The sequence below is a fragment of the Rhizobium sullae genome, from assembly GCF_900169785.1.
In the GTDB taxonomy this organism is placed as follows: Bacteria; Pseudomonadota; Alphaproteobacteria; order Rhizobiales; family Rhizobiaceae; genus Rhizobium; species Rhizobium sullae.
In genome coordinates this window covers 65,687-89,392 of the sequence record NZ_FWER01000008.1, presented here as the reverse complement: position 1 = coordinate 89,392, position 23,706 = coordinate 65,687, and the positions used below count along the sequence as shown (strand labels likewise).

Sequence of the window (23,706 nt, the reverse complement as noted above, 5' to 3'; positions counted from 1 at the left end):
GCATTGTTGGACGAGCGGGACCGCTCTTCCGGTAAAATGGCAGCAGCCGATCAGCCGACGCGCTGGGCGGCGCGTGCCTTTACGTAAGCCGCATGCGCCTTGTTGACCTGTTGGCGAGGGCTCACTTCCGGCACTGCGACATCCCACCAGTGGCCGCCGGCTTCCGTCGTGATCAGCGGGTCGGTGTCGATGACGAAGACCGAGGTGCCCTCGTTATTCTTCGAATCGGCAATCGCCTTTTCCAGTTCGGCAATCGAGGAAACTTTGACCGCGATGGCGCCCATGCTCTCGGCATGCGCCCGGAAGTCGATTTCCGGCATCACTTCGTGATAGGAGTCCTTCAGCAGGTTGTTGAAGTTCGCGCCGCCCGTTTCCATCTGCAGGCGGTTGATGCAGCCGTAGCCGCGGTTGTCGAGCAGAACGATATTCACCTTGATGCCCATCATCACCGAGGTCGCAAGCTCGGAGTTGAGCATCATGTAGGAGCCGTCGCCGACCAGAACGAAGACCTCTTTGTCCGGGTTCGCCATCTTCGCACCGAGGCCGCCGGCGATTTCGTAACCCATGCAGGAAAAGCCGTATTCCATATGGTAGCTGCCGGGGGCTGTGGCTGGCCACAGCTTGTGCATCTCGCCCGGCAGGCCGCCTGCCGCACAAAGGCCGATCGCCTTTTCCAGGTCGATCGAGCGCGTCACCGCGCCGATAACCTGCGCATCCGAGGGCAGGGCGGCATTGGTGGAAGCCATCGCCTTGTTGGCTGCATCCATCCAGACGTTCTTTTCCTTCGTCGCCTTTTCCGCAAGTGCTGCCGGCGCCTTCCAGCCGCCAAGCCCCTTCGACAGCGCCTTCAGGCCCTCGCGGGCGTCGGTGACCAGCGGCTGACCGTTATGCTTATAGGCATCGTAGGCGGCGATGTTGAGGCCTAGGATCTTCAGCTTGTCGTTCTTGAATAGCGCCCAGGAGCCGGTGGTGAAGTCCTGGCAGCGGGTGCCGACGGCGATGATGAGATCGGTTTCCTCTGCCATGGAGTTGGCAGCCGACGTGCCGGTGACGCCGACGGAGCCGAGCGCCAGCGGGTGGCGCTCGTCGATCGACGATTTGCCGGCCTGGCTGACGGCGACAGGAATGCCGTGCGCCTCGGCGAAGGCTGTCAGTTCCTTCGTCGCCTGTGAGTAGAGCACGCCGCCGCCGGCAATGATCACCGGTTTTTCGGCCGACTTGATGAGCGCGATCGCGGAAGCGAGCTCATCGGTGTCCGGATGCGGACGGCGGATCGTCCAGACTTTTTCTTCGAAGAGGCTCTCCGGATAATCGAAGGCTTCCGCCTGGACGTCCTGGCAGAGCGAGAGCGTCACCGGGCCGCAGTCGAGCGGATCGGTCAGCACCTGCATGGCACGCTTGAGCGCCGTGATGATCTGCTCGGGGCGGGTAATGCGGTCGAAATAGCGCGAGACCGGGCGGAAGGCGTCGTTGGCCGAAACCGTGCCGTCGCCCCAATCCTCGATCTGCTGCAGCACCGGATCGGGCGCGCGGTTGGCGAAGATGTCGCCGGGCAGGAAGAGCACCGGGATGCGGTTGACATGCGCGACGCCGGCTGCCGTCACCATGTTCAAGGCGCCGGGGCCAATCGAGCTCGTGCAGGCCATAAAGCGTTGGCGGAAGCTCGCCTTGGCATAGGCGATCGCCGCATGCGCCATGCCCTGTTCGTTATGTGCGCGATAGGTCGGCAGCTCGCCGCGCACCTGATAGAGAGCTTCGCCCATGCCGGCGACATTGCCGTGGCCAAAGATCGCCCAGACGCCGCCGAAGATCGGTACCTTCCTGCCGTCGATCACGGTCATCTGCTTCTTTAGGAAATGCGCAACAGCCTGCGCCATCGTCAATCGGATTGTCTTGCCCATCGGGCACCTCCCAAATGCTCTTAATTAATGCAGCCCGCGGGTTTTCAACCAGGCCTCGGTCAGTCGGCGGAAGCGTCCGGCCATATCGGCGATCGCTTCCTCATCATTCATGTTGCCGGAGAGCCAGGCGCGCGCCGCGTCGGCAAAAATGGTGCGGCCGACGGCAAAACCCTTGACGGAGGGCGCGGCGAGCGTGGCCTCGAAGCCTTTCACGAGCTCTTCGGCGGGCGCCTCCAGCCCCAGCAGCACGATACCGCGGCACCACGGATCGTTCTTGGCGATCACGGCCTCGATCTTCTTCCAGGCAGCTGTCGAAGCCTGCGGCTCCAGCTTCCACCAGTCGGGTTTGATACCGCGCGCGTAAAGCTCTTCCATGGCAGTCGAGATCGTGCCGTCGGTCAGTGGTCCGTTCTTGCTGGCAATGATTTCGACCAGCAGTTCGCGGCCCACCTTGCGCGCCGCCTCGAAGAGTGTGCGCAGCTTCTCCTGCTGCTCGCTCTTCAGATCGGCCGGATCGTCCGGATGATAGAAGCAGAGGCACTTGATACAGTGGTCGAGCGGCCATTCGACGAGTTGCGAGCCGATGTCCTGGCTAAACTCGAAGCGCAAAGGCTTTGAACCCGGCAATTCGACGGGCCGTCCGATCCAGGAGAAGTTTTTGGCCGCCGCATCGAAGAAGGCATCGCGGCCGAACCGTTCATCGATCAGCATGCCATAACCATCGCGGCCATCGGCAACGCGTGCCGCCGCCTCGACGGCCAACCGCTTGAAGGCGACGATCTTCTTGTAGTCGATACCCAGCTCGTCGCAGACGCTGGTGAGTTGCGATCGATGGTCGATGGCGAGCGCCATCAGCAACGGAATGTTGCCCTTGCGCGTCGATGCCCAGTGGATGTGGTTGATCGCCTCGTCCTTGCGCAGCGCCCGATGCTCGCTGCCGTTCTTCAAAAAGAAGTCGAGCTCCGCCCAGGTCGGATATTCCGGTGAGCAGAGCAGGCGGGAGACGGCGAAGGCCCCACAGGCATTGGCCCAGGTCGCGCAGGTCTTCAGCGGTTCGTCCTTCAGCCAGCCGCGCAGGAAGCCGGACATGAAGGCGTCGCCGGCGCCGAGCACGTTGAAGACCTCAATCGGGAAGCCCTGGCCGATGATGCCCGCTTCCAGATCGTTGGCAATCGGCCCATCGTAGACGATGCAGCCCATCGCGCCGCGCTTCAGCACGATCGTTGCCGCGGAAAGGCGGCGGATCTCCTTCAGTGCTCCAAGCACGTCGTCCGCGCCGGAAGCAATCAGGATTTCTTCTTCCGTGCCGACGATGAGATCGCAATCCGGCAGCGTCTCTTTCATTTTGGAAGAGACGCGGTCGGACTTCACATAGCGCTCGAAGCCTTCGGCATGGCCGGCAAGCCCCCAGAGATTCGGCCGGTAGTCGATGTCGAAGATCACCTTGCGCCCATTCGCCTTGGCAATACGGATCGCCTTGCGCTGCGCGGCCTCGGTATTCGGGCGGGAAAAATGCGTGCCGGACACGAGAACCGCGTGCGACGACTTGATGAAGTCCTCGTCAATATCGTCTTCGTCGAGCGCCATGTCGGCGCAGTCCGAACGATAGAAGATCATCGGTGAAACGCCTTCGCCTTCCACCGCAAGCAGCACGAGCGCCGTCAGCCGTTCCTTGTCGGTCTTGATGCCCTTGGTCGCAACACCTTCGCGCGCCGACTGCTCGATGATGAAACGGCCCATCTGCTCATTGCCGACGCGGGTGATCAGGCCGGACTTGAGGCCGAGGCGAGCTGTGCCGATCGCGATATTGGCCGGGCAGCCGCCGACGGATTTGGCGAAAGAGCCGATGTCCTCCAGCCGTGAGCCGATCTGTTGGCCATAGAGATCGACGGACGAGCGGCCGATGGTGATCACATCAAGAGACGGCTCGGGCCGCGGACCCGGATTCGGTTGTGCCATGATGTCCTCCCGCTGGATTCGTGCAGGGCATTGCCGCCTGCAAATTTTGAATAATGAAACATTAGTTCCGTATTTTTGTCAATTCGGAATGTTTATTCCATTTTCTCTTTTGCGGTTTTCGGGTGGTGAAACTTGCGTCGGCGCTCGGCGATCGCCACAGGCAGCGCCATTGCCAGCGCCATGGAGGCGGAAAGCGAGCGGAAGCCGGCAAAGTCGGCTTCGGCAACTTCGAACCAGCAGGCAGCGCAGGCCGCAAGCGGCGAGAAAGCCGAATCGGTGATCGCGACGACCGGCACGCCGCGATCAGCCAGCCCTTCGGCCTGACTGAGGCTATCGGCAGCATAAGGTGAGAAGCTGGCCGCGATTGCCGCATCCTTCGGCGTTGCGAACTGTACCATCTCCGGATCGACCCCGTTCGGTGAGGCCACGATCTGGTGGCGGATGCCGAGTTTCGAAAAGGCATAGGTCATATGCGCCGTCAGCGGGTAGGAGCGGCGTTTCGCTATAAGATATATGGTATCCGCCGCAGCCAAGATGTCGACGGCCCGGGTGAATGTTTCCGTCCCGACCGTCGCCGCCATGCGGTTGATGGATTGGGTGGCCGCGGCGATGAACCCTGAAAGCAGATTGGCGTCCTCGTCGGCGCCGCCGGATTGCTCCAGCGTGGCAAGGCGCTCCTCATAGCTCAGCGTCCTGTCGCGCAGCCGCTCGCGGAAAATGCTCTGGAGATCTGAGAAGCCCTCATAGCCGAGGTGATGCGCAAGTCGCACCAGCGTCGACGGCTGAACATCCGAAGCAGCAGCAATGCTTGCCGTTGTGCCGAAGGCGATCTCGTCGGGATGGCTGAGCGCAAAGGCGGCGACCTGCGCCAGCCGCTTCGGCATGCTTGCCTTGCGCTCGATGATCGTGCTGCGCAGGCTTTCGAAATCGCGGGGCACGCGCACGAATCTCTTGGGGTCGTTATCCATGCAGGCGGTCCAGAAGATGAAACAAATATTCCATATTCAAAAGCATAAATGATTTCGCTTTTCGATCCTAACTGTTTTTAATCCCGTGGAATTGAAGGGTTTTGAACAGTGTTCGGCGTTGCCTGGCGCAGATGACGCAGCCATGCCGGCTTGTCAAAACGGTCCAAATATTCCAAAAATCGCCACGGACATGGAGGAGGTGGTGGAAATGAAGCCAATTGGCATCGGTTTGATCGGCACCGGTTATATGGGCAAGTGCCACGCGCTGGCCTGGAATGCGGTGAAAACTGTCTTCGGTGATGTCGAGCGCCCAAGGCTCGTGCACCTCGCCGAAAGCAATGCGGACCTCGCAAAATCGCGCGCCGCCGAATTCGGGTTTGAAAAGGCGGCGGCCGATTGGAAGGCGCTGATTGCCGATCCGGAGGTCGACATCGTCTCTGTTACTACACCGAACCAGTTCCATGCCGAAATGGCGATTGCGGCGCTCGAAGCCGGAAAGCATGTCTGGTGCGAAAAGCCGATGGCGCCCGCTTTTGCCGAAGCCGAGCAGATGCTGAAAGCGGCAAAGGCCTCCGGCAAAGTCGCCGTGCTCGGCTACAATTATATCCAGAACCCGGTGATGCGGCACATCAAGACGCTGATCGGCGAGGGCGCGATCGGCACCGTCAACCACATCCGCGTTGAGATGGACGAGGATTTCATGGCCGACCCGGACGGCGTCTTCTATTGGAAGAGCGAACTGTCTTCCGGTTACGGCGCGCTTGACGATTTCGCTGTCCATCCGCTGTCGCTGCTCTGGTATCTCTTTGGCCACGTCGAGGCCGTCATTACAGATATGGTGAAGCCTTATGCCGACCGCCCCACGAAGGAGGGAGGTCGCCGTGCCGTCGAGAATCACGATGGCGCGAACGTCCTGATGCGACTTGGCGGCGGCATTTCCGCCGTGCTGATGGCAAACCGTGCCGCCTGGGGCCGCAAGGGCCGCATCGCACTGCAGATATTCGGCTCGAAAGGCTCAATCGCATACGATCAGGAACGCATGAACGAATTCGAACTCTACCAGGCCGAAGGCCGTGGCACGGAGCAGGGTTTCCGCAAGATCCTCGCGGCACCCGCACACCAGCCCTACGACCGCTTCATTCCCGCACCTGGCCATGGCCTCGGCTTCAACGACCTGAAGATCATCGAATGCCGCGAACTGATCCGCGCCATTTCCGGCGCCCCGTCGTCCTTGGTGACATTCGAAGACGGTCTCAGGATAGAGAAGTCTGTTCACGCCATGGCACAGTCGTTCCACGAGCGCCGCTGGATCGAGATCGGCTGACAGGCAAGATCGGCTTCCTGTTGACGGCGCCAGGGGCGGGGGGTACCTCTCGCCTTTATATAATGACGCTGCTTCTGGGAGTGGGATCGTGACGGACAGACTGGTAATCATCGGCGCGGGGCAGGCTGGTTTCGCGATGGCCGCAAAGCTGCGCGCTCTACAGGACACCCGCCCGATCACCATCATCGGCGCCGAGGACGTTCTGCCATACCAGCGTCCGCCCCTTTCGAAGAAATATCTGCTCGGCGAGATGACCTTCGATCGCCTGCTGTTCCGCCCGGAACACTGGTATCCGGACAACAATGTCGAAATCCGTCTCGCGACCTGGGTCGAGCAGATCGACCGCGACAAGAAGCAGGTGGCGCTGCAGGATGGCTCGATTCTTGACTACGGCACGCTGGCACTGACCACGGGTTCGGCGCCGCGCAAGCTGCCGGCAGCCGTCGGCGGCGACCTTAACGGCGTCTATGTCGCCCGCGACAAGCGCGACGCGGACCTTCTGGCTGACGAGATGCGCCCCGGCCGGCGCGTTCTTATTATAGGCGGCGGCTATATCGGTCTCGAAGCGGCAGCCGTCGCGCGCTATCGCGGCCTCGAAGTGACCGTCATCGAAATGGCCGACCGCATCTTGCAGCGTGTCGCCGCCAAGGAGACGGCCGACATCATCCGCGCAATCCATGAGAGCCATGATGTGGTGATCCGCGAAAAGACCGGACTCAAGCGCCTCATCGGCAAGGATGGACATGTTTGTGGCGCCGAGCTCTCTGATGGTTCCGTAATCGACATCGATTTCGCCATCGTCGGCATTGGCGTCGTGCCGAACGACCAGTTGGCCAAGGAAGCCGGCCTCGACGTTGCCAACGGCATCCTCGTCGACGAATTCGCCCGCACCTCGGACCCTTCGATCTTTGCCGCCGGCGATTGCGCAGTGCAGCCCTGGCAGGATGGGCAGATAAGGCTCGAATCGGTGCAGAACGCCGTCGACCAGGCCGACGCCGCAGCAGCAGTCATCGCCGGCGGTCATGCGCCCTATGAGCCGAAACCGTGGTTCTGGTCCGATCAGTATGACGTGAAGCTGCAGATCGCCGGCTTCAACCTCGGCTACGACGAAACCCTCCTTCGCCCCGGCGCCCGCGAAGGCGCCCATTCCATCTGGTATTTCAGGAACGGCCAGTTCATCGCCGTCGACGCGATCAACGACGCGAAAGCCTATGTGACGGGCAAGAAGCTGCTGGAAACGGGAATCAATCCCGACAAGGCCGTGCTGGCGGACGCCGCCGCCGATCTCAAGCAGTTGCTGGCCTGACATCGCAGCATCGTTTTCTTCCGGGGCGGAAGCCGAAAAAGCACTTGCTTCACCTGCCGAATGACTCTATCAGGGCTCCCACCGGAGAGGTGGCCGAGTGGTCGAAGGCGCTCCCCTGCTAAGGGAGTATACGTCAAAAGCGTATCGAGGGTTCGAATCCCTTCCTCTCCGCCATCCAATCAATCATAAAATCGCTTTTGCCTGCACGACCGTCCGGACGATGCGCATGCCGTGAAACCGAATCCATCCGCGAGTGGAATCGGCTGGAGAGAATCAATCCTCGCCGGCAAGCGATTCCGGCGGCGGAAGCGTTGGTCCATTCGGGTGTCGGTCAGCGATGGCCCAGTCGCGGGCTGTCATAAAAGCCCCCCGAATCTGGCCGGAAATTGGTATCAATGCGGCACAGCAGGCGTCGCGCCATATATGTGAGGTGATGCTAAACCCCTGCAAAAGCGGCAGTTTCTTAACAAACCATAAAGAAATGCGGCGGCGCCTGCCCAACTTGTGGCCTTTCAGCAACAGGACGCCGGTAAGGCGGATGCAAATACCACAAAGGCGTAAGTTGGTGATTGCGTGAGAGGCGCGGTCTTGTATTTTCAACTTCGGAAGCGAGGGCGGTTGATCGTCCGACTTCTTGAAACATGGGGATGGGGCAGGGAACGCTGCTCTAACGGCGAAAAATCCCAGACCCGATCGAAACTTTGAATTGGAGGTCACTATGACAATCAAGAGCCTTCTTCTCGGCTCCGCTGCTGCTCTCGCAGTAGTTTCCGGCGCCCAGGCTGCCGACGCCATCGTCGCTGCCGAGCCGGAGCCGGTTGAATACGTTCGCGTCTGCGACGCTTACGGTACTGGTTATTTCTACATCCCAGGCACCGAAACCTGCCTCAAGATCCAGGGCTACATCCGCTTCCAGGTTGACTGGTCTGCTGGTGACGTTGCTGACCAGACCTACGGCGGCGAAGATTGGTCTGCCCGTACCCGCGGTCAGGTCGCCTTCACGGCCAAGAGCGACACCGAATACGGTCCGCTCACCGGCGTTATCGTCTATCAGGCGAACTTCCGTCCGAACGGCCCTGCTAACAGCCAAGACGTTCAGAACGACACCGTTATCGATGAAGCTTACATCGACATCGCTGGCTTCCGCGTTGGTAAGTTCGTCAACTGGTGGGATGCCGACTTCTCCGGTGAAACTGAATCCATCAACAACAACACCAACTTCAACGCGATCCGTTACCAGTATGACTCTGGCGACTTCTACGCAGGTATCGCAGTTGAAGAGCTGACAAACACCGGTACGGAAAGCCGTTTCATCGACGGTGTCCTTACCCCCGGCCAGTACACTGATGGCGGCAACAACGTCGGTATCGATGCTGCTGTCGGCGGCAAGTTCGGTGCCATCAGCTGGGAACTTCTCGGCGGTTACGACATCGATCGTGAAGAGGGCGCCATCCGCGGCATCATCTACGCAGACATCGGCCCGGGCACGTTCGGTCTTGCCGGTGTATGGGCAAGCGGTGTGTCGGACTACTACGCCAACGGCGAATGGGCAATCGCTGCTCAGTACGCTGTCAAGGCAACCGACAAGTTCACCATCACCCCGGCTGTTCAGTACACCAACAACATCGAGTCCGACGTTGAAGGCGAATTCGACGGCGGCAGCGAATGGCGCGCTGGTGTCACGCTCGACTACGAAATCGTTGAGAACCTCTCCACGAAGGTTACTGTCAACTACGTCGCCGAGGATTTCGACGATGCTGAAGACGTTGACGGCGTAACGGGCTTCTTCCGCCTGCAGCGTTCGTTCTAATCTGATCTGACTTCGGTCAAATCGGGAAGCCCGGCTTTCGAGCCGGGCTTTTTGTTGTGCGGTTGTCTGCATCCGAAGGTTCGGAAGCGGCTTTGCCGTCAGAGATCTTGGAGAAAACGACGGATTTCCGCTTCCACATCATCGCGGTGCAGCAGCGGTACGTGTCCCTGATGTCTTGCAATGAGTTGCCGTGCTGCCGGATGCCGCCTCAGCATCTCTTCGACCGTTGCCTTTGACAGCAGCTTCGAGTTCTCGCCGCGGATAATCAAAAGCGGTATCTCCGCCATTGCGTCGAACTGTTTCCAGAGATCCGGCACCGGCTTGCTGAAGTCGGCGGCGATCATCGCCTCTGCGATCGCCGGATCGAAATCCGCGGCCAATCCATCGCCAGTCTCGCGATAGATCGCGTGAGCCATGCCGCGCCAATCGTCGGCGGAAAGAGCGGGAAATTCCGCTTCGTGCAGTTCGCGAAGCAATCTGGTCGCCTCATCCCAGTCGCGGGGTTTTGGCGGATTTGCGAGATAGTTCTGAATATGCCGAAGCCCTTCCGGTTCGAGCACGGGGCCGACATCGTTCAGGACGACGGATGCCAGCAATTCCAGCTTCATCTCGGCGACCAGATGAAGGATCAGCCCGCCGCGCGAGGTGCCGATGAAGGCTGCGCGTTGAATGCCGAAGGCGGCGCAGGCGGTCAGGACGTCGTTCGCCTCCACGGCGAGATTGTAATTCTGCTTGTTGTCATCCCACTCGGATCGGCCGCGGCCGCGATAATCGAGCGTGATCACGCGCCTGGGATGTTCCAGATCCTTCGAAAAGATCAGTGCAAGCTGGTGAAAATCGCGGGAACTGCGCGTCAGGCCGGGAAGGCAGATCACCGGCGGGGAGGCGGATGCCGCCGGATTCCCGGCGCCGTAGTCGCGGGCGTAGAGCGTGAGGCCGTCGGCCGATAGGTATGTCTTTTCCTCGGAGCCATCGGTGTTGTTTGAAAACATTGCGATTTCCCAATTGAGCCTTGGGAAATCTAGCCCGCTTCAGGAGATAAGGAAATCGATCAGGATGAAGATCGTCCGCCGATTAGGTCGCGCTCGATATCCGGCGTCTGCCCGAGCCGCGCCTTGTAGACCTCGTAATTCTCCATCACGCGCTGCACGTAGTTGCGCGTCTCGGGGAAGGGGATGCGCTCGATCCAGTCGACGATCTCGTTGATGGATTTGCCGCGCGGATCGCCGTAGCGGGTGATCCATTCGGGCACGCGCTTCGGCCCGGCATTGTAGGCAATGAAGGTCAGGATGTAGGAGCCGCCGAAGGCGTCGATCTGTTCGCCGAGATAATGCGCGCCGAGTGTCGCGTTGTAGCCGGCGTCTGCCGTCAGCTTGTCGGCGGAATAGGTGATGTTGTGGCGCTTGGCGACGGACTTGGCAGTCCCGGGCAGCAACTGCAGCAGGCCGCGGGCATTGGCGGCCGAGACGGCGGCGGGGTTGAAGGCGCTCTCCTGCCGGGCGATGGCATAGGCAAGCGCCTTGCCGGAACCTGAGATATTCGCGTTCGCGGGGATGACGCCCACAGGAAAGGCAAGGGCGGCGACATCCATGCCGCGCGAATAGGCGATCTTGCCGACCTGGAGCGACAGGTGATGGTCGCCGGAGCGTTCGGCCTGCGCCGTCAGGATCGCAAGTTCGCCGGCGCTTTGCAGCTGCTCGGCGAGCGCCAGGTAAAGGCTGGCCGCGCGCCAGCCGTGGCCCGCGGCCTCAAGCCGTGAAATCGCCTGCACCGCCTCGCGGGACTGGAGGCGTTGCCGGTCTTCGGCGCTCGGCGACGGATAGGAGACGTTAAGCGTCTTGCGGCCCAGCCTCTCGGCCGCGAGCTGGCCGTAGAAAGTGCTCGGGAAGTTTGCTGCCTTTGCGTAGAATTCAGCGGATTTGCCAGGCCCGCCCGCTTCGGCCGCGCGACCCAGCCAATACCAGGCCCGCGAAACGGAGATCGGACCGTTCGAAACTTGCAGAATCTTGCGGAAATGCGTCTCGGCCGTTGCCGGATCCTGCAGTCCGCGCAGCGCGTACCAGCCGGCATGGAATTCGGCTTCGACGATGTCCGTCGGGTTCGTCGCGACATGGTTGGCGACAATGCGGTAGGCTTCCTTGAACTGGCCCTGGTCGACGAGGCCGCGGCTGACGATACGCTGCTCGTTCCACCATTCGCCGGAATTGACCAGCGCGTCGCGCACGGAGGGCATCTGACCCAGAAGCTTGGCGGCTTCGACATATTTGTCTTGCTTGCGCAGATATTCGATGCGGGCGAAGAGATAGCCCGGATCCTTCGACCACTTGCTGTCGACTCCATTCAGAAGCGCGCCGGCATTGGCAGCCTTGCCTGCGACTGCCGACCACGCCTTGTGGAGAGACTGCGCCTGGCCCATGTCGCCGAAGCGCTTGGCCTGTGCCGTCCGGCCGCGATACATCAGATATTCCATCCGCGCCTTGTGGTCGGCCGCACCAAGTAGAGCGGAGAACTCCGTCAGGATCTTGTCTTCCGTCTCCTTGTCCAGCGCTTCGCTGCGCCAGACCTTGCGGATATATTTCTCGGCCTGCGCCTGCTTGCCCGCAGAAACCAGTGCGCGCGAAAGGATCATCGCGCCCGGGGTCGTTTCCGGTGCGGTATCGCCGAAGGCCGCAAGGACCGCTGCCGGGTCCGGATTTTCGTCATAGAGCGCGCGCTCGGAATTCGCGCGCAGCTTGGAAAGCCCCGGCCAGCCCTTGAGTTCCTGTGCGGCGCCGGCAATCTCGTAGGAAGGCACGCCCTTGATGCCGGAAACGGCGATCGCCCATGTCAGGATATGCCGGTCGAGCGTCCCCTTGCCCATGCCGTTGCGGATCGAGATGGCCTGCCCGGGATTCTTGCCGGAAAGTGCGTCTAATCCGGCCTTCAAGCTGCCGCTCACGGGCGCGACGGTCGTGCTGCGCGGAATGGCGCCGGTCATGATCGATCCCGGCACGGAGGTTTGCGGCACGAAGCCGAGTGGCTTTACTCCGGGTGCCGGAGTGCCCGCTTCAGGCAGCGGCGCGGCGACGCTGCTCCACGCGGCGGCCGCGAGGCCGAGGGCGGAGAAGATCAACACAGCTCTTTTCATCCGGGATACTCGCGAGGAAAATATGCCTTGAGTTTCGCAACAGGCCTCTTAATGAAACCTTACCGAAACCGGTAAAATTCGTTCACATTTGATGTCGGAATTTGCCCTAAACCGATCTATGCGCGCTTGTCGCGGCGATTTCGCCGCCTTATGGTGCGCAACCTATATTCAAGGAATGCGGCTGAAGCGTGGATATCAGCCGTGAGGAGTTGCGCATGTTCCAGGGATCCATTCCCGCCCTCGTCACCCCCTTCACTGATGCCGGACTGGTGGATGAAGCCTCCTTCGCCGCCCATGTCGATTGGCAGATCAGGGAGGGCAGCAGCGGTCTCGTTCCGGTCGGCACGACCGGCGAGTCTCCGACGCTGTCGCATGCCGAGCACAAACGGGTCGTGGAAATCTGCATCGAAGCGGCGGCCAAGCGTGTGCCGGTCATGGCAGGCGCAGGCTCGAACAATACGCGCGAGGCGATCGAGCTTGCCCAGCACGCCGAGAAGGCCGGTGCTGATGCCGTGCTCGTCGTCACGCCTTACTACAACAAGCCGACGCAGAAAGGCTTGATCGCGCATTTCTCGGCCGTCGCCGAGGCCGTCAGGCTGCCGATCTATATCTACAACATTCCCGGCCGCTCGGTGGTCGACATGACGCCGGAAACGATGGGCGCGCTTGCCAAGGCGCATTCGAACATCGTGGGTGTCAAGGATGCGACCGGCAAGATCGAGCGCGTCTCCGAACAGCGCATCACCTGCGGCAAGGATTTTCGCCAGCTCTCGGGCGAGGATGCGACGGCCCTCGGCTTCAACGCCCATGGCGGCGTCGGCTGCATTTCGGTGACGGCGAACGTCGCACCACGTCTTTGTGCCGAGTTCCAGGCGGCGACGCTTGCGGGCGATTACACGAAGGCGCTCGAATACCAGGACCGCCTGATGCCGCTGCACAAGGCGATCTTCCTAGAGCCCGGCCTCTGCGGCGCGAAATACGGCCTCCATAAACTCGAACGCATGAGCCGCAACGTGCGCTCCCCGCTCATCTCCACGCTAGAGCCGGCGACGGAAGCGGCAATCGACGCCGCCATGCGCCACGCCGGTTTGCTGAACTGAGCGGAGCGTGAAGGCGGGCGGCGTCCGTCTTCACAAGTTCCGGCTGTTTCCCTACATAAGGGCAGGAAATGAGGGCGCGGTTTTGCGCGCGCCCCTGCAAGGAATTGGAATAAATCATGGCCCCCAGAGGCAGCGAGCGCGTCGTCAAGAAGGTCGTGGCCGAAAACCGCAAGGCCCGCTTCAACTACGAAATCATCGATACGTATGAGGCCGGGATCGTCTTGAAGGGCACCGAGGTCAAGTCGCTGCGCGAAGGAAAGGCCAATATCGCCGAATCTTACGCGTCGGATGAAGGCGGCGAGATCTGGCTGATCAATTCCTATCTGCCGGAATACCTGCAGGCCAACCGCTTCAATCACGAGCCGCGCCGTCGCCGCAAGCTGCTGCTGTCGAGTCGCGAGATTAACAGGCTGCGCGCTGGCATCAACCGTGAAGGCATGACCCTGATCCCGTTGAAGATCTATTTCAACGACCGCGGCCGGGCGAAGATGGAACTGGCGCTCGCCAAGGGCAAGAAGCTGCATGACAAGCGCGAGTCCGAGAAGGAACGCGATTGGAATAGGCAGAAGAGCCGCCTGCTGAAGGACAATCGCTGACCGATGCGAAGTTTGAAGATTTCGGTCGCGTCGCATGTCTTCGTGGCGAAGCTGGAGATTGAGAGGGCGCCGAAGACCTGCGCGGCGTTCGCGTCGCTGCTGCCTTTTCGAAATCAGACCATCCATTCGCGCTGGAGCGGGGAGGCGGTCTGGGTGCCGCTCGGCGATTACCAGTTCGGCGTGGATTTCGAAAACCACACCCGCCATCCGTCGCGCGGCGATATCCTGCTTTATCCGGGCGGACACAGCGAGACGGAACTGCTCTTTGCCTATGGCAGCTCGTCATTTGCGAGCAAGATGGGCGCCCTTGCCGGCAATCATTTCCTGACGATCGTCGAAGGCCGCGAGCAGCTCGCGGATATGGGCAACCTAGTGCTCTGGAAGGGCGCCCAGCCGATCCTGTTCGAGGCTTTGGATTGAGGATTACTCCTCGAAGTCGCTCGCCGGGGCGATCTCGACAGGCTTCTGCGGGCGTTCGGACGGGTCGCGGCCGATCTCGCTTTTCAGCGACAGCAGATCGATAAAGTGATCCGCCTGGCGGCGCAGGTCGTCGGCAATCATTGGCGGTTGGGTGGCCATCGTGGAGATGATCGACACCTTGCGGCCCTTGCGCTGAAGGGCTTCCACCAGAGTCGTAAAATCGCCGTCTCCGGAGAAGATGACCAAGTGGTCGACGGTTTCGGATTGCTCCATGGCGTCGATCGCCAGTTCGATATCCATGTTGCCCTTGATCTTCCGGCGGCCCATGGAGTCGGTGAACTCCTTGGCAGGCTTGGTGACGACCTTGTAGCCGTTGTAGTCGAGCCAGTCGATCAGCGGGCGGATGGAGGAATATTCCTGGTCCTCGATCAGCGCGGTGTAATAGTAGGCGCGCAGCAGGTATCCGCGTTTCTGGAATGCTTTCAGAAGCTTGCGATAGTCGATATCGAAGCCAAGGCTCTTGGATGCAGCGTAGAGGTTGGCGCCGTCTATGAAGAGTGCAATTTTTTCGCGTGGGTCGAACATCGCTTGCCAATCCAATTAGAGTAATCCAAAATTTCTTCGGTCAAAATTCCATAAAAACAATGGCTTAATTAAACGAAGAAAGAATAATTCTTAATTTATGAATTATTCATATAAAGGAGATTTAGGGCACGATTCGGCATATTCCAAGCAACTAACGGTGGAATTGTCACATTCCTCCGAAAATTTTAGCAGGACGGCGCATAAACGGCGGGGCCGTGCACGAAAAACTTGAATTCGCCGGCTTTTAATTGTATCGGGCATGCTAATCCCGAAATCACGACCGTAAAGGACAGGCAATGGCCCGTGTCACAGTTGAAGATTGCATCGACAAAGTTGAGAACCGCTTCGAGCTGGTTCTACTTGCCAGCCACCGCGCCCGGCTGATTTCCCAGGGTGCCTCGATCACCATCGATCGTGACAACGACAAGAACCCCGTCGTGGCGCTGCGTGAAATCGCCGACGAGACGCTGTCTCCCGACGATCTGAAGGAAGACCTGATCCACTCGCTGCAGAAGCACGTCGAAGTCGACGAGCCTGAGCCTGATCCGGCCAGCCTTATTGCCGCTGGCGGCGCTGCTGCTGCGGACGGCGAGGAGCAGGACGATCAGCCCGAGACGGTTACTTTCGATCAGATGTCGGAAGAAGAGCTCCTTGCCGGTATCGAAGGCCTCGTGCCGCCGGAAAAGAGCGACGACTACTAAGAAGTCGCGGGACGATTACCAATCGTCAATCTTGCGCCTTTAGTGCTAAGGCATATTATTGCCTGTGCGTGCGCCAATCGGTGATTGGCGCGCTTTTGTTTTTATTGGAGTAGTTCCGGGATGATGCGGCAGTACGAGCTCGTGGAGCGGGTGCAGAAATACAAGCCCGACGCCAATGAAGCTCTGCTGAACAAAGCCTATGTCTATGCCATGCAGAAGCATGGACAGCAGAAGCGTGCCAGTGGCGATCCCTATATCTCGCATCCGCTCGAAGTCGCCGCGATCCTGACTGACATGCATCTCGACGAGTCGACCATCGCCGTCGCCCTGCTGCATGACACGATCGAGGATACGACGGCGACGCGTGCCGAAATCGATGAGCTCTTCGGCGAGGATATCGGCCGGCTGGTCGAGGGCCTGACGAAGATCAAGAAGCTCGATCTTGTCACCAAGAAGGCCAAGCAAGCGGAGAACCTGCGTAAGCTGCTACTCGCCATCTCCGACGATGTGCGCGTGCTGCTCGTCAAGCTGGCCGACCGCCTGCACAATATGCGCACTCTCGACCATATGACGGCGGACAAGCGCGCCCGCATCTCCGAGGAGACGATGGAGATCTATGCGCCGCTCGCGGGCCGCATGGGTATGCAGGACATGCGCGATGAGCTGGAGGAACTCTCCTTCCGCCACATCAATCCGGAGGCCTACGAAACCGTCACCAAGCGTCTGCAGGAACTCTCGCAGCGCAATGAGGGCCTGGTCAAGAAGATCGAAACGGAATTGCATGACCTGCTGGTGGCCAACGGCCTGACGACTGCCAAGGTCAAAGGGCGCCAGAAGAAGCCTTATTCGGTTTTCCGCAAGATGCAGTCGAAGTCGCTCTCCTTCGAGCAGCTTTCGGATGTCTACGGTTTCCGTATCCTCGTCGAAGACGTTCCGGCCTGTTATCGCGCGCTCGGCATCGTCCATATGCGGTGGCGCGTCGTGCCTGGCCGCTTCAAGGATTACATCTCGACGCCGAAGCAGAACGACTACCGCTCGCTGCACACGACGATCGTCGGACCCTCCAGCCAGCGCATCGAGCTGCAGATCCGCACCAAGCGCATGCATGAGATCGCCGAATACGGCATCGCTGCGCATGCGCTTTACAAGGACGGTGCGACCAGTACCGAGGGCGACCTTCTCTCGCGCGAATCCAATGCCTATTCATGGCTCCGCCACACGATCGAGGCGCTTGCCGAAGGCGACAGCCCCGAAGAATTCCTCGAACACACCAAGCTTGAGCTGTTTCAGGACCAGGTCTTCTGCTTCACGCCGAAGGGAAAGCTGATCGCCCTGCCGCGCGGCGCAACGCCGATCGACTTCGCCTATGCCGTCCATACCAATATCGGTGACACCACCGTCGGCGCCAAGATCAACGGCCGCATCATGCCGCTGGTGACGCGGCTTGCAAACGGCGACGAGGTCGAGATCATCCGCTCCGGTGTGCAGGTGCCGCCAGCCGCCTGGGAAGAGATCGTCGTGACCGGCAAGGCGCGCGCGGCCATCCGCCGCGCCACGCGCCTGGCGATCCGCAAGCAATATGCCGGTCTCGGCCATCGCATTCTGGAGCGCACTTTTGAGCGGGCGGGAAAGATATTTTCCCGGGACGCGATGAAGCCGGCGCTGCACCGCCTCGGCCAGAAGGATGTCGAAGACGCGATCGCCGCCGTCGGCCGGGGTGAGATGTCGTCGCTCGATGTGCTGCGCGCCGTCTATCCCGACCATCAGGATGAGCGCGTTACCGTCAAGCCGAGTGGCGATGACGGTTGGTTCAATGTCCGCAGTGCCTCCGGCATGATCTTCAAGGTGCCGGACAAGGCCAAGACGGAGGCGGAGACTGATGCCGATATGGGCCCGATCCGCGGCATTTCCGGCAATATCGCCGTGCAGTTCGCGCCGGCGGGCGCCGTGCCCGGCGATCGCATCGTCGGCATCATGGAGAAGGCGAAGGGTATCACGATCTACCCGATCCAGTCGTCCGCGCTGCAGCGTTTCGATGATCAGCCCGATCGCTGGATCGATGTGCGCTGGGATCTTGACGAGGCCAACAAGTCGCGCTTCATGGCGCGCGTGCTCATCAACGCTTTGAACGAGCCGGGCACGCTGGCCAAGGTGGCGCAGTCCGTTGCCGGCCTTGACGTGAATATCCGTTCCCTGAACACGGTGCGCGTCGCCGCGGACTTCACTGAAATGGCGGTCGATGTCGAAGTCTGGGATCTCCGCCAGCTCAACCAGCTGCTGGCCCAGCTGAAGGATCTGGATTGCATCGCGACGGTACGGCGCCTCTACGACTGAGGCGTCTGCACATTTTATGATCGCTTTATTGCAGAATTCGCGCGCCAGAAAGGCGAGGCGTGCATCCTCTGCATGGCTGCACCTATATTAGAGCGTTGGTAATTGTGCACTGCAGCACCTATCTTCGGATCATCAGAGAATGAACGAAAGAAAAGAGCCAACGCTATGTTTACTCCGATCAAGAAAATCGCCCGCGCTCTTCGCGCTCCGAGCGTACAGGAACGTGAAATGGCATACCTCAACGGTTCGTATGACCGTATCGATCTTGAATACCGTCAGCGTCAGGTCGACCGGGGCCTGTTCCGTAGCCGTTGATTGCGGGTCTATACTTCCAAGGATGCGAAAGGGCGCCATGCATGACGCGCGCCCTTTGGTGGAGAGCTCCGACGGCGGCTGAGGCGAGCCCCGTGAGTTTACCGCTCTTGTCATGGCGACGTGCGTTGCACTAAATAGCCGCCATGCTGTTTCGCCGCAGAAAATCTGCAGGATTTTACGAAAGGATGCGGGCACTCTTCTGGCCCCGCAAAGGCTTTCAGCGTCCGCTGCGCTATTTGAAGATGCGCATTCTTCGCCTGACGGCTCCGCCGCACGCCGTGGCAATGGGCGTTGCTGCCGGCGTCTTCGTATCCTGGACGCCGTTCATCGGCGTGCATTTCATCATGGCCTTCGTGCTCGCCTATGTCCTTTCCGGAAACATGGTGGCGGCGGCACTCGGTACGGCAGCCTTCGGCAACCCCCTCACTTATCCCTTCATCTGGGCGGCGACTTGGGAAATAGGTCATCGGCTTCTCATGCGCGAAAATGCGATGACCGGGCAGTCCGTCGATCTGACGGAGCTTTTTCATAAGCTCCGTTTCACCGAGCTCTGGAAGCCGGTGCTGGAGCCCATGCTCGTCGGCGCCATTCCTCCGGCCGTCATCACGTCCGTTGTGCTTTATGTCCTGACGTTTTACACCGTGAAGGGCTTTCAGGTCCGCCGCCGCGAGAGGCTGATGGAGCGGGCGCGCCTTCGCCTTGCCCATCCCGCGCAGGATATTCCGACCGTATGATTTCGTTTCGACAGGGAGGCATCGCATGATCATCGGCATTGGCAGCGATCTCATCGACATCCGCCGCGTCGAAAAGTCGCTCGAGCGTTTCGGCGAGCGCTTCACCCATCGTTGCTTCACGGAGATCGAGCGGGCGCGTTCCGACCGCCGCGCCAACCGCGCCGAATCCTATGCGAAGCGTTTCGCCGCCAAGGAAGCCTGCTCGAAGGCGCTCGGAACGGGCATGGCGCAGGGCGTTTTCTGGAAGGATCTAGGCGTCGTCAATCTGCCGAGCGGCAAGCCGACGATGCAGCTGACGGGCGGTGCCGCCGTCGTGCTTCAGTCCATGCTGCCCACCGGGCACAAGGCAATGGTCCATTTGACGATCACCGATGATTACCCGCTTGCTCAGGCATTCGTGATCATTGAAGCCCTGCCGGAAAGCGCATGAGGAACAGCGTGCCGTCGCTTTTAATGTTCGCGGCATTGCCGCCACCGGCCGAAGCCGCTAGAGAGAAGCAAATAGAGAATACGCCGCTGCGGCGCCCTTAAGGAACAAGACTGCGTGTCCGAAAAAGCCGAAACCAAGCCGAACGCCCTTTGGGAAAATATTAAAGTCATTATTCAGGCATTGTTGCTGGCGATGGTGATCCGGACGGTCTTCTTCCAGCCGTTCACCATTCCCTCTGGCTCGATGATGCCGACCCTGCTCGTCGGGGATTACATCTTCGTCAACAAGTTCGCTTACGGCTATTCGAAATACTCGCTGCCTTTTTCGCCGAACCTTTTCAGCGGCCGCATCTTCGGCTCCGAGCCGAATCGCGGCGATATCGTGGTCTTCCGCTTCCCGCCGAACCCGGACATCGATTACATCAAGCGCGTCGTCGGCCTGCCGGGCGATCACATCCAGGTGACGGATGGCGTGCTTCATATCAACGGCAAGCCGGTTCCGAAGGTGACGGACGGCGCCTTTACTTCGGATTACAAGCTCGATCCGGGCGAAGACGTGCCGGTATTCCGCGAAACGCTCGACAACGGCAAGACTTACGACACGCTCGACCAGTCGCCCGTTTCGCGTGGCGACAACACGCAGGACTTCGTCGTGCCGGAAGGCCATTACTTCATGATGGGCGACAACCGCGACAATTCCCTCGACAGCCGTTTCGACGTCGGCTTCGTTCCTGCGGAAAACCTTGTCGGCCGCGCCAGCGTCATCTTCTTCTCGCTCGGCAACGACACATCGTTCCGCGAAATCTGGAAATGGCCGGCCAACATGCGGTGGGACCGCCTCTTCAAGGTTGTTGAATGAGCAAAGTGCAGACGCTTTCGGCGGCGGACCGGATGAGGCTTGCGGCCTTGATCGGCCACGAGTTCGCCGAGAAGGAGCGCCTGGACCGGGCTTTGACGCATGCGAGCGCCCGCGCTCAGAAGGGCGGCAATTACGAACGCCTGGAATTCCTGGGCGACCGTGTGCTCGGCCTTTGCATCGCCGAACTGCTTTTCCGCACCTTCGGGACGGCCGGGGAAGGCGAACTGTCGGTGCGCCTGAACCAGCTCGTCAGCGCCGACACATGCGCGGAAGTGGCCGACGAGCTTGGCCTGCATCTCTTCATCCGCACAGGCGCCGACGTAAAGAAACTTACCGGCAAGCGCATGATGAACGTGCGCGCCGATGTAGTCGAAAGCCTGATCGCCGCGCTCTATCTCGACGGCGGCCTCGAAGTCGCCCGCAGCTTCATCCTGAAATACTGGGAGAAGCGGGCGGCCCGCGCCGATGGCGCAAAACGGGACGCCAAGACCGAGCTGCAGGAATGGTCTCACGCGAAATTCGGCGTCACGCCGCAATATCGGGTTGAAGAACGCACCGGGCCGGATCATGATCCGCGTTTTACGGTGACGGTGGAAGTCGCCGGCGTGAAGCCGGAAACGGGCGTCGAGCGCTCGAAGCGTGCGGCCGAACAGGTCGCCGCGACGAAGATGCTGGAACGCGAAGGCATTTGGCAGAAATCCTCTGCCGGAAATTGAACGGGACAATGACCGAAGAAAACGACATGGCGCATGAAGTCGCCCCTGAAACCAATGGCGAAACGCATTCCGGCTTCGTCGCCCTGATCGGCCCCACCAATGCCGGAAAATCGACGCTGGTGAACCGCCTTGTCGGCGCAAAGGTGTCGATCGTCAGCCATAAGGTGCAAACGACGCGCGCCATCGTCCGCGGCATTGCGATCCACAACAATGCGCAGATCGTCTTTATGGATACGCCCGGCATCTTCAAGCCGCGCCGCAGGCTGGACCGCGCCATGGTGACGTCGGCCTGGGGCGGCGCCAGGGATGCTGATCTCATCGTGCTGCTGATCGACAGCGAGCGCGGCCTGCGCGGCGACGCGGAAGCGATCCTGGAAGGGCTGAAGGAGGTGCGGCAGCCGAAGATACTCCTGCTCAACAAGATCGACCGCGTCAAGCGCGAGGACCTTCTGGCGCTGGCCGCCGCCGCAAACGAAAAGATCGCCTTCGACCGAACCTTCATGATCTCGGCGGAGAACGGCTCCGGCTGCGACGACCTCATGGATTACCTGGCAGAGACCTTGCCGGCGGGGCCGTGGTACTATCCGGAAGACCAGATTTCCGATCTGCCGATACGCCAGCTCGCGGCCGAAATCACCCGCGAAAAGCTCTTCCTGCGTCTGCACCAGGAGCTTCCTTATTCCTCCCACGTCGAAACGGAAAAGTGGGAAGAGCGCAAGGACGGCTCAGTGCGTATCGAACAGGTGATCTATGTCGAGCGCGACAGCCAGAAGAAGATCACGCTCGGCAAGGGCGGCGAGACGATCAAGGCGATCTCCTCGGCGTCCCGCAAGGAACTCGCCGAAATCCTCGAGCAGCCGGTCCACCTCTTTCTCTTCGTCAAGGTTCGCGAGAACTGGGGCGACGACCCGGAGCGATTCCGGGAAATGGGGCTCGACTTTCCGCGTTGACCGATTGAAAGAGGCCGCCGGCTTGGCCAAACGAAGCGACCGCCCATAAAATTTCTGCGGTCGCGTCTTTTTTGAATGCAAATCGGTCAAACTAAAAATAAGGTCAGTCTGCCACCTTTCCTCCGATTTTGCTGCCTATCGACAAAAATCGGAAAAGCGGCTCACTCAGGTCGCATGGCTATGGCCCGGCAGTCGGGTTATTTGGGGTACCAGAGGTAGAGATGCGGGTTAAGCAGGCGGTGTGCGCCGTACGCGGCGTTCAGCGAAGGGCGCGGAGATCATGAACGCAAGCCGTGTTCTGGTCCTTGAAGACAGTCTCATCATCGCGATGGAAGCGGAAGATATGCTCCGCGCCGTCGGCGTGGAGGCCATCGATATCGCAAGCGGCCTCGATCAGGCGATGGATGCCGTGAAGTCGGAAAACTATGATTTTGCGCTGCTCGACGTCAATCTGGGCGAGACGATGAGCTTCGGCTTTGCGCGGCATCTGAATGACACGGGCATTCCGTTCGGCTTCGTCAGCGGCTATTCCGATACGCAGGATTTCCCGCCGGACCTCCAGGACGTGCCGCTTCTCGTGAAGCCCTTCGACGAAAGCGCGATGCGCGAATTCCTCGAGAAGCTGTTTCCGACGGCCGAACTGGGCCCGGCTTCATGACATAAGGCCCGGCCTGCGTTAGGATTGATGCCCAGGGCTAAAGGTTCGTTTTCTGATGCAGTGGCAGGATCATGCAATCATTCTTGGCGTCAAACGCCACGGTGAGACCAGCGTCATCGCCGAGGTGATGACGCGTGCTCGCGGCCGGCATCTCGGCCTCGTGCGTTCCGGCCGCTCACGAGCGATGCAGCCGGTGCTTCAGCCCGGCAACGAGGTGGATGTCATCTGGCGCGCGCGCCTCGACGAGCACCTCGGCGAGTTCCGCGTCGAACCGCTGCGGTTGCGCGCCGCGCGTCTTATGGAGACGGCCACCGCTGTCTACGGCGTGCAGGCGATGGGAGCGCTTTTGCGGCTTCTGCCAGAGCGCGACCCGCATCCGCATCTTTACGATGCGCTCGAAGTCATCCTCGACAATCTCCACAATCCAGCGGATGCCGGCGAGCTCTTCGTCCGCTTCGAACTTGCCGTGCTCAACGATCTCGGCTTCGGCCTTGATCTTGCCGAATGCGCCGCAACCGGTGCGCGGACCGATCTTGCCTACGTCTCGCCGAAATCCGGCCGGGCGGTCAGCCGGGCAGCCGGTGCCCCCTGGGCCGACAAGATGTTCGTGCTTCCGGCCTTTCTGCGCGCCGACGGCAATGATGCCGCAGACGTCGACAGTCTGAGCGCGGCCTTTCGGCTGACGGGCTTTTTCCTGCATCGCCATGTCTACGAGCCGCGCGGCATCGAACCGGCCGTCGCCCGCGAGGGGTTCATTCAGGCTGCCCTGAAGGCGCTCAATCCATCTCTCACGGCGGCCGTTCCTGCCGCGCCGGACGAACTCTCGGTCTGAGAGCCGTTTTTCACTGCTGAAAAACATGTTGCGGAATTGGCGGTTTATCCGGTCCGGCGCTCTCCCTATGTCTGCCCGTATT

Annotated in this window: 21 protein-coding genes, 1 tRNA gene and 1 pseudogene; 17 read left to right on the top strand and 6 right to left on the bottom strand. The window is 60.5% G+C overall.

Annotation, left to right across the window (positions count from 1 at the left end):
- Positions 1 to 50 precede the first annotated feature (50 nt).
- From iolD to BN1800_RS09115, 3 genes are all read right to left on the bottom strand, one after another.
- Positions 51 to 1,901, bottom strand: a complete 1,851-nt coding sequence (iolD, locus tag BN1800_RS09125) for a 3D-(3,5/4)-trihydroxycyclohexane-1,2-dione acylhydrolase (decyclizing) (RefSeq protein ID WP_086996633.1) — start codon at positions 1,899 to 1,901, stop codon at positions 51 to 53.
- A 24-nt stretch (positions 1,902 to 1,925) separates the two neighbouring features.
- A complete protein-coding gene (locus tag BN1800_RS09120) occupies positions 1,926 to 3,860 on the bottom strand; it encodes a bifunctional 5-dehydro-2-deoxygluconokinase/5-dehydro-2-deoxyphosphogluconate aldolase (protein ID WP_086996630.1) in 1,935 nt (644 codons plus the stop codon).
- Positions 3,861 to 3,952: 92 nt separating this feature from the next.
- On the bottom strand, positions 3,953 to 4,828 hold the full coding sequence (locus BN1800_RS09115; RefSeq protein ID WP_086996626.1) for a MurR/RpiR family transcriptional regulator: 876 nt from the start codon (positions 4,826 to 4,828) through the stop codon (positions 3,953 to 3,955).
- A 208-nt stretch (positions 4,829 to 5,036) separates the two neighbouring features.
- Between BN1800_RS09115 and BN1800_RS09110 the strand changes: the two genes are divergently transcribed.
- The 4 genes from BN1800_RS09110 (at position 5,037) to BN1800_RS09095 (ending at position 9,268) form a co-directional block, all read left to right on the top strand.
- Entirely contained in the window at positions 5,037 to 6,152 is a 1,116-nt protein-coding gene (locus tag BN1800_RS09110) for a Gfo/Idh/MocA family protein (RefSeq protein ID WP_086996623.1), read from the top strand.
- Between the two features lie 88 nt (positions 6,153 to 6,240).
- Positions 6,241 to 7,458 (top strand): NAD(P)/FAD-dependent oxidoreductase, encoded by a 1,218-nt coding sequence (locus BN1800_RS09105; RefSeq protein WP_086996620.1) that lies wholly within the window; start codon positions 6,241 to 6,243, stop codon positions 7,456 to 7,458.
- Between the two features lie 83 nt (positions 7,459 to 7,541).
- A tRNA-Ser gene (locus BN1800_RS09100) sits at positions 7,542 to 7,632 on the top strand.
- Between the two features lie 544 nt (positions 7,633 to 8,176).
- On the top strand, positions 8,177 to 9,268 hold the full coding sequence (locus BN1800_RS09095) for a porin (protein WP_086996617.1): 1,092 nt from the start codon (positions 8,177 to 8,179) through the stop codon (positions 9,266 to 9,268).
- A gap of 98 nt (positions 9,269 to 9,366) precedes the next feature.
- Here the strand turns inward: BN1800_RS09095 and BN1800_RS09090 are convergent, their stop codons facing one another.
- Positions 9,367 to 10,260, bottom strand: a complete 894-nt coding sequence (locus tag BN1800_RS09090; protein WP_086996615.1) for an alpha/beta fold hydrolase — start codon at positions 10,258 to 10,260, stop codon at positions 9,367 to 9,369.
- Between the two features lie 59 nt (positions 10,261 to 10,319).
- Complete coding sequence (locus BN1800_RS09085; RefSeq protein WP_086996611.1) at positions 10,320 to 12,395, bottom strand: lytic transglycosylase domain-containing protein; 2,076 nt, start codon at positions 12,393 to 12,395, stop codon at positions 10,320 to 10,322.
- Positions 12,396 to 12,610: 215 nt separating this feature from the next.
- Here BN1800_RS09085 and dapA point away from each other — a divergent pair, with 215 nt between their 5' ends.
- From dapA to BN1800_RS09070, 3 genes are all read left to right on the top strand, one after another.
- Positions 12,611 to 13,495, top strand: a complete 885-nt coding sequence (gene dapA / locus BN1800_RS09080; protein ID WP_027507440.1) for a 4-hydroxy-tetrahydrodipicolinate synthase — start codon at positions 12,611 to 12,613, stop codon at positions 13,493 to 13,495.
- Between the two features lie 116 nt (positions 13,496 to 13,611).
- Positions 13,612 to 14,091 (top strand): SsrA-binding protein SmpB, encoded by a 480-nt coding sequence (gene smpB, locus BN1800_RS09075; RefSeq protein WP_027507439.1) that lies wholly within the window; start codon positions 13,612 to 13,614, stop codon positions 14,089 to 14,091.
- Positions 14,092 to 14,094: 3 nt separating this feature from the next.
- On the top strand, positions 14,095 to 14,511 hold the full coding sequence (locus BN1800_RS09070) for a DUF3830 family protein (RefSeq protein WP_086996607.1): 417 nt from the start codon (positions 14,095 to 14,097) through the stop codon (positions 14,509 to 14,511).
- A gap of 3 nt (positions 14,512 to 14,514) precedes the next feature.
- Here the strand turns inward: BN1800_RS09070 and BN1800_RS09065 are convergent, their stop codons facing one another.
- Positions 14,515 to 15,096 (bottom strand): LabA-like NYN domain-containing protein, encoded by a 582-nt coding sequence (locus BN1800_RS09065; protein ID WP_022714635.1) that lies wholly within the window; start codon positions 15,094 to 15,096, stop codon positions 14,515 to 14,517.
- Between the two features lie 296 nt (positions 15,097 to 15,392).
- On the opposite strand from BN1800_RS09065, the gene rpoZ reads away from it, so the two are divergent.
- The 10 genes and pseudogenes from rpoZ to recO all read left to right on the top strand — a co-directional run bounded on the left by rpoZ (position 15,393) and on the right by recO (position 23,624).
- A complete protein-coding gene (gene rpoZ / locus BN1800_RS09060; RefSeq protein ID WP_027507437.1) occupies positions 15,393 to 15,797 on the top strand; it encodes a DNA-directed RNA polymerase subunit omega in 405 nt (134 codons plus the stop codon).
- A gap of 120 nt (positions 15,798 to 15,917) precedes the next feature.
- The gene (locus BN1800_RS09055) at positions 15,918 to 18,131 is read left to right on the top strand and encodes a RelA/SpoT family protein (RefSeq protein ID WP_086996604.1); all 2,214 of its coding nucleotides are present in this window, start codon (positions 15,918 to 15,920) and stop codon (positions 18,129 to 18,131) included.
- A 165-nt stretch (positions 18,132 to 18,296) separates the two neighbouring features.
- Positions 18,297 to 18,446: a DUF3563 family protein gene (locus BN1800_RS09050; RefSeq protein WP_084606358.1), complete on the top strand. Its 150-nt coding sequence runs from the start codon at positions 18,297 to 18,299 to the stop codon at positions 18,444 to 18,446.
- Positions 18,447 to 18,589: 143 nt separating this feature from the next.
- Positions 18,590 to 19,180 carry a DUF2062 domain-containing protein gene (locus BN1800_RS09045; RefSeq protein ID WP_086996602.1) on the top strand — a complete coding sequence of 197 codons (591 nt, stop codon included), beginning with the start codon at positions 18,590 to 18,592 and terminating at the stop codon, positions 19,178 to 19,180.
- A 25-nt stretch (positions 19,181 to 19,205) separates the two neighbouring features.
- A complete protein-coding gene (gene acpS / locus BN1800_RS09040; protein WP_027507433.1) occupies positions 19,206 to 19,610 on the top strand; it encodes a holo-ACP synthase in 405 nt (134 codons plus the stop codon).
- 114 nt (positions 19,611 to 19,724) lie between these two features.
- Positions 19,725 to 20,468 (top strand): signal peptidase I, encoded by a 744-nt coding sequence (lepB, locus tag BN1800_RS09035; RefSeq protein WP_027507432.1) that lies wholly within the window; start codon positions 19,725 to 19,727, stop codon positions 20,466 to 20,468.
- On the top strand, positions 20,465 to 21,184 hold the full coding sequence (rnc, locus tag BN1800_RS09030; protein ID WP_027507431.1) for a ribonuclease III: 720 nt from the start codon (positions 20,465 to 20,467) through the stop codon (positions 21,182 to 21,184). The genes lepB and rnc overlap by 4 nt, the downstream gene beginning before the upstream one ends.
- Before the next feature lie 8 nt (positions 21,185 to 21,192).
- Entirely contained in the window at positions 21,193 to 22,134 is a 942-nt protein-coding gene (gene era, locus BN1800_RS09025) for a GTPase Era (protein ID WP_086996600.1), read from the top strand.
- A gap of 232 nt (positions 22,135 to 22,366) precedes the next feature.
- Positions 22,367 to 22,792: pseudogene (locus BN1800_RS09020) on the top strand (response regulator); the annotation flags it as partial.
- 55 nt (positions 22,793 to 22,847) lie between these two features.
- Positions 22,848 to 23,624, top strand: a complete 777-nt coding sequence (gene recO, locus BN1800_RS09015; RefSeq protein ID WP_086996594.1) for a DNA repair protein RecO — start codon at positions 22,848 to 22,850, stop codon at positions 23,622 to 23,624.
- Positions 23,625 to 23,706 lie beyond the last annotated feature (82 nt).